The following is a 6,505-nucleotide window of genomic DNA, read 5'->3' as shown; positions in this document are numbered from 1 at the left end:
AGAAAATGACCCCAGTAGCCTTTGAAAAACAGTGTTCTTTGTTGGCTATCCCACAAAGAACAATAATGACTATTTTTAACAATGAAATAATAACCTAAAAACGGTCAACGCTATTTAGGGAAGTACATCAGTTAAGAAATAAACTACAATTAGAAAATAAGCTGTAGTTGAGGGATTGACCTGTAAAGAATCATCAATTCCAAATAATAAATAATAATAACAATAAGAATAGTAATACCGAATGCCCATCCACACTTTTCAATGTATAGACGCGCACACGTGTGGGAATCCTGTGCGTGTGGTTAAAACCGGCGGTCCCGAGCTGGTAGGTAAAACCATGAGCGAGAAACGCCAGCATTTTTTAAAAGAATATGACTGGATACGCAAAGGACTCATGTTTGAGCCCCGCGGTCACGACATGATGAGCGGGAGTATTTTGTTTCCGCCCCATGACCCTGCAAACGACTTTGCGATTTTATTTATTGAGACCAGCGGTTGCCTCCCCATGTGTGGTCACGGAACCATAGGCACCATTACCATTGCTATCGAAGAAGGCCTTATCACTCCTAAGGTGCCTGGTAAGATCAGGATGGAGGCGCCGGCAGGTCTCGTGGAAATTGAGTATCAGCAAACCGGAAACAAGGTAGACTGGGTAAAGCTTACCAACGTAAAAAGTTACCTCGCCGCACGCGATTTGACCATTGAATGCCCGGAACTTGGCGAACTCAAATTTGATGTGGCCTACGGCGGAAATTACTATGCGATTGTTGATCCGCAGAAGAACTTTAGCGGGGTGCAGGATTTTTCGGCATCCAAGATCGTACAGCTCAGTCAGGAATTGCGTCAGCGCATCAATCTGAAATACCCCGATCATTTCATACATCCTGAAAATGATACCATACGCGATGTAAGCCATATGTTGTGGACGGGCTCGCCCATTGATCCTGCTTCATCGGGACGCAACGCGGTTTTTTATGGCGACAAAGCCATTGACCGCTCACCCTGTGGTACCGGGACATCTGCACGTATCGCCCAGTTGCACGCCCGGGGATTGCTTCAGCCGAAGACCGATTTTATTCACGAGAGTTTTATAGGTTCCAAGTTTATTGGCCGTATCGAAGAAGTAACCACTTTGGGGAACTTTCCGGCGATTGTCCCCAGCATCAAAGGTTGGGCGCGTATCTACGGATATAACACGATGACTATTGATACGGAAGATCCGTATGCGTTCGGGTTTCAGGTGATTTAAGCCGCATTGAGGGTTTTGTTTTCGGGGCTTTGCTTCGAAATTATGAATTGATTGTCAAACCCATATCTCTTCGGCTTGCCAGAGGTTTTTAATAAATAGAATATGAAGGTTTTTAAGTTGAACATTCAGTATATCACGTTTACGCTTTTGTTGATTGCGGGTGTTTCTTTCGCCCAGGAAAAAATGACAAAGGCTGAATATCAGCAGGCGATTGACTATACCTACGGAAACGTGATCAATCAAAAAGCCTTCAACCTCAAAACGGAAGTGCACGAGTTTGAGGAAGGTTCAGGGATTTGGTTTCTGAACTACGATAAAGCCGGAAAAACCTATTTGGGTCTAAACTACAAAGACCTCATGACGGCTCCGATTTTTGATCATGTAAAACTGGCGGAAGCCTTATCCAAAGAGCTGGACAAAAACGTCGAGGCAAGAGATTTAGACCTTTCCCGCCTGGAACGCAAAGCAGAAAGCCTGTATTTTGTTTTTGATGGAAAGCCTTTTTCGTGGGATGGTGATAGCCTTAAGCCCGTTGATTCAAAAAATGACAAGGCCAGGGATTCCTGGCGCAACCGCGACCGAAGCACTTCAACTTCACCGGATGGTAAGTGGAACGCTTTTGTAGAAAATCACAATTTATTCCTTGAAGATGCCGGGTCGGGTAAGAGGGTGCAGCTTACCACAGACGGGGAGCCGGGTTACGATTACGCCAGCAGCATCGGTTGGTTTGATATTATAGAAGGCGAAGGCACCGAGCGCCCACCGCATTTTGACGTACAATGGTCACCTGACTCCAAATACCTGGTAACGCAGGTGGTTGATACCCGCACTGCCGAAAAAATGTATTTGCTGGATTACAGTATAGACAGTCTGTATAAGCCCAAATTGCTGAGTTATTACCGCGGTTCGCCCGGCGATACCACGATGGTGACTTACAAGCCGGTATTTTTTAATGTGGAAACCAAAGAACAACTCGATATTGATCTGCCCAAAAAAATACACGTAAACAGCATCTGGCTTAAGTGGATGGATGACGAGCCGCATAAAATGATCGCCTCTTACCGCAGTCGCGGCTATAAAGATCAGTACTTAAAAGTGGTTGATCTGGATGCCCAAAGCATCAGTCCGCTTTACGAAGAATCGGTTACGACCAGCATCGATAATTTTGAATTTCGTGAGGTGGAGGGTTGGCAGGACCTCGTTGTGCTTTCAGAGCGCAGCGGCTGGAAGCAGCTGTACCTTCTGAATAAAGAAAGCGGCAAGCTAAAACCGCTTACAAACGGGGAATTTGTAGTTAATGAGATTGTCAATATCGATACCAAAAACAAGCTTATATACTATCTGGCTTCCGGTGTGGATAAAGCTGCAAATCCCTATCATCAGCAACTCTATAAAGTTTCCCTAAACGGAAAAATAACGAGCCTTACGCCTGAGCCTGTGAACCATGACATTCAGTTTTTAGAAGGATCAGCATATTTTGCAGATGTGCTTTCGGCCGTAGATAAACCCTCTAAAACCCTTTTGCGCAGCAAGAAAACCGGAAAAATTATAGAAACGCTTACCGAAGCAGATGTTGATGCCCTGACCGGTGAAGGCTGGCAATTGCCTGAAGTGTTCAGCCTAACAGGTAAAGACGGTAAAACGCCTATTTATGGGGCCTTTTGGCGACCGGTAAATTTTGATGCCACAAAAAAATACCCTGTGATTGATGCGACCTATACCGGGCCGCATACGCAGATGTTTCCGCGTTCGTTTGACCGTGCGCTCAGTCATCAGGCTATGGCCAATCTGGGTTTTATCGTTGTGGCCGTTGATGGTCTGGGTACAGCTGCCCGTTCCAAGGCTTTTCGCGATGTTTCGTATATGAATATGGGCGACAACCTGCGCGATCATGTCAATGCGATTCGGTTTTTGGGCCAAAAGTACACCTGGGTAGACACAGACCGGGTCGGGATTTTTGGGCATTCGGCAGGCGGTTATGATGCGGCGCATGCGGTTTTGGCCTTTCCTGATTTTTATAAGGTGGCGGTTGCCAGCAGCGGGGATCACGATTTTAGAATGGAAAAAGCCTGGTGGCCCGAAATGTACATGGGCTACCCCATTGATGAGCGCTACGAGCAGGTCTCAAACGTGACTATGGCGCCCAATCTTAAAGGGAAATTATTGCTGGTTCATGGTGGGATTGACGATAATGTAAACCCTTCGGGAACCTTTAAACTGGCGGAGGCTTTAATCAAAGCCGATAAGGAGTTTGACCTGCTTATCATCCCAAGTCAGCGCCATGGTTACAGTGGCAGATCCAACAGCTATTTTCAGAAAAAGCGCTGGAATTATTTTATAAAGAATTTGCTCAACAAAGAACCTTTGTGGGATTATAACATCAACTAACATGAGTAATAAATGTGTTGTCATAGGCGGTGGGATTATTGGTTTATCCTGTGCTTATTATTTGCAAAAAACCGGTCATGAGGTAACGGTGATTGATCAAAGCGCTATGGATAGCGGTGCGTCCTACGTGAACGCCGGTTATTTAACGCCCAGTCACATCATTCCGCTGGCGGCGCCCGGTGTGATGAAACAGGGTTTAAAATGGATGCTCAGCAGTAAGAGTCCGCTTTACATCAAGCCCCGGCTCAATGCAGGTTTTCTGAAGTGGACGATGGCCTTTAACAGCTCGTGTACCTATAAAAATGTAGCTAAAGCCATTCCGGCGATACGCGACATCAATTTGCTTTCAAGGGATTTGTATGCAGCTATCAAAGAAGCCGAAAATTTCAGTTTTCAGCTTGAGAAAAAAGGCTTGCTGATGTTGTGCCAAAGCGATCACATGCTGGAAGAGGAGGGGCATACCGTAGCCATGGCCCATAAAGAAGGTTTGCCCGCAAAAATGCTGAGCGCTGAAGAAGTACAGCAAAAAATGCCTGATGCGAAGTTAAATATCAAAGGAGCGGCGTATTACGAGTGCGACTGGCATACCACCCCGGGCGAATTTATGCACGAGTTTAAAGTGTTTTTAGAAGAAAGCGGCGTTAAGTTTTTAAAACACGAGCAGGTAACCGATTTTGGAAAGCAGGGCGAAAAGATCACCAAAGTACAAACCCAATCGGGCAAGGAGATTGAAGCCGATGAGGTGATTCTCGCTACCGGAGCCTGGGCAGGAACACTGAATAAAAAATTAAATCTGAATATCCTGATGCAGGCCGGTAAAGGCTATCGCATCAATTCTACTGCAGAAACCGGAATCACGCTGCCTTCGATCTTATGCGAAGCCAAAGTAGCGATCACACCCATGAACGGGTTTACGCGTTTTGCCGGGACTATGGAAATCGCCGGGATCAATCACGACATCAACAAAGCACGGGTAGATGCTATTGCCCAGGCCGTACCCCGTTATTTTGAAAATGTAACAATCACCGAAGCCGAAAAGGCAGATGCGCAGTGCGGTTTACGCCCGGTAACCCCGGATGGTTTGCCGTATATTGGCCGTACCTCAAAATGGCAAAACCTCACGCTTGCAGCCGGTCACGCCATGATGGGCTGGAGTCTGGGCCCTGCCACCGGACTGCTGGTTTCTGAAGTGATTAATGGAACAAAGCCTTCGCTGGATTTGAGCGTGTACAATCCGGATCGAAAATTCTAGGGCTTCTCCTCATCCCCAACCCTTCTCCCTAAGGAGAAGGGAGCTGTCTTTAAGTCATGTTGAACGTGTTTCAGTATCGCATCAGCACTGTTTTTATGAATACCTAAAGCAACTTACTCTGGCGTTTGTAAAACGCGTCCTGCTGTTTTTGCATAAGTTCGCGCGCCATTTTCTTTTTGTAATTGTAGAGTTCTTCTTCCTGAGCCAGATCGCCGTAGACTTTGTCGTTTAGCACATTGTCTGCATCGATAAGGTTGCGACGCTGGTTGGCTTTTTGAGTCGCCCAGGATTTGAGTTCGCCTTCAGCATCAGCCAGTTTCAGGTCGTATTCGCCGCGAGGCGAAATCAGTTTGGCAAAAATAGGCGTGGTCTCGATGGCCAGAAAGAGCAAAAAGATAAAGAACGAAGGCAGCCAGGGCAATTCGTCTAAAGCTTCAATACGGGCCATGAGTCCGTCAAAATTATCGATGATCGGCTGGGTTTCGGCAACCCGGGTGTCGTAGATGTCGGCTAATTCGGTTTTTTGGGTTTCAAGTGCTGCGATTTTTTCGGTATTGGTTTGCTTCAGTTGTTGCAATTCGGCCAGGGCAGCATCGTGTTTGTCGCGTTTTTCTTTATAAACCGGACCTTTACCCAATCTGCCGGTTCCGGAAGTTCCTTCGGCTTCCGTAATATAGGTGCTGTAAAGCGCATTTACTTCGGCTTCTTTGGTCGTGATTTCGGTTTTTAAGTCTTCAATCTGCGTATCCAGAGCAGTGATTTCAGGAGTAAACTGGTCTTCAATCTGGTTTTGATTGGCGAGGGTGAGATCGTTCTTTTGTTCGAGTAGAACACGATCAATTTCTTTCTCAAAGATTTTTAATTCCAAAGGCTTGGCGATAACCACAGCGATGATTAGTGCCAAAATCAAACGGGGAACAGCCTGTAAGAATTCGTCTAAAAAGTTGTCCCTTTTTTTGAGGGTTGAAACGATAAAACGATCCAGGTTGAAAATGAGCAAACCCCACAAAAACCCGAAGCCTATTGCGATGGCTACGTTGTCAAAAACGGTGTACAGCGCGTATCCCGAAGCAATAAAAGCCATTAAGGCGGTAAAGAACACCGTGGCGCCAATACCGGCATATTTGTTTTGCTCGCCGGGAGCGCAGGTGTCTAACAAGGCGTGATCAGCGCCCGAACAAAGAATAAAAAATTTTTTAAGCATAGTTTGATGATTGATGGTTCGACAGGCTCACCACAAGTTTTTCGACAGGCTCACCAGAAGTGGTTTCGCAGGCTTTTTAAAAGTTTATTGAAGGCTCATAACATGTTTTGATAAGCCTGTTGTTAATAGCTAAATTTAGAATAACCCGCTGAATAAATCCCGCCTTGTTAATAAGAAGTAGAACGCTGAACCTGTGTGGTTTGTTGTATGGCTTGAAAAAAGAAGTCCTCGGCTGTATAAACAGCTGAGGATGGGAAATTAGGTCTGAGTTGTATGATCAGTTTGGGGTATGTAAATTAAACTCTGTCCGTTGTTTCAATTCCTTTGGGGCTAGCCCCAAAGGAATTGGTGTTTAATATCAGGGGTATCCTTTCCCCAAATTTAATGTAAAGTTGTTGAACGGTCAGGCTCC

General features: G+C 45.8%; 4 protein-coding genes. 3 read left to right on the top strand and 1 reads right to left on the bottom strand.

Annotated features, from left to right (window positions below; all coding sequences use genetic code 11):
• The first annotated feature begins 241 nt into the window (after positions 1 to 241).
• From LLW17_RS18690 to LLW17_RS18680, 3 genes are all read left to right on the top strand, one after another.
• Positions 242 to 1,249: a 4-hydroxyproline epimerase gene (locus tag LLW17_RS18690; protein WP_228231816.1), complete on the top strand. Its 1,008-nt coding sequence runs from the start codon at positions 242 to 244 to the stop codon at positions 1,247 to 1,249.
• Between the two features lie 102 nt (positions 1,250 to 1,351).
• Positions 1,352 to 3,637 carry a S9 family peptidase gene (locus LLW17_RS18685; RefSeq protein ID WP_228231815.1) on the top strand — a complete coding sequence of 762 codons (2,286 nt, stop codon included), beginning with the start codon at positions 1,352 to 1,354 and terminating at the stop codon, positions 3,635 to 3,637.
• A gap of 1 nt (position 3,638) precedes the next feature.
• On the top strand, positions 3,639 to 4,889 hold the full coding sequence (locus LLW17_RS18680) for an NAD(P)/FAD-dependent oxidoreductase (protein WP_262909029.1): 1,251 nt from the start codon (positions 3,639 to 3,641) through the stop codon (positions 4,887 to 4,889).
• Positions 4,890 to 4,992: 103 nt separating this feature from the next.
• Here the strand turns inward: LLW17_RS18680 and LLW17_RS18675 are convergent, their stop codons facing one another.
• Complete coding sequence (locus tag LLW17_RS18675; RefSeq protein WP_228231814.1) at positions 4,993 to 6,093, bottom strand: DUF4407 domain-containing protein; 1,101 nt, start codon at positions 6,091 to 6,093, stop codon at positions 4,993 to 4,995.
• Positions 6,094 to 6,505: the final 412 nt, after the last annotated feature.

This window comes from Leeuwenhoekiella parthenopeia (assembly GCF_020782115.1).
GTDB lineage: Bacteria > Bacteroidota > Bacteroidia > Flavobacteriales > Flavobacteriaceae > Leeuwenhoekiella > Leeuwenhoekiella parthenopeia.
This window is presented reverse-complemented; position numbering and strand designations above follow the sequence as displayed.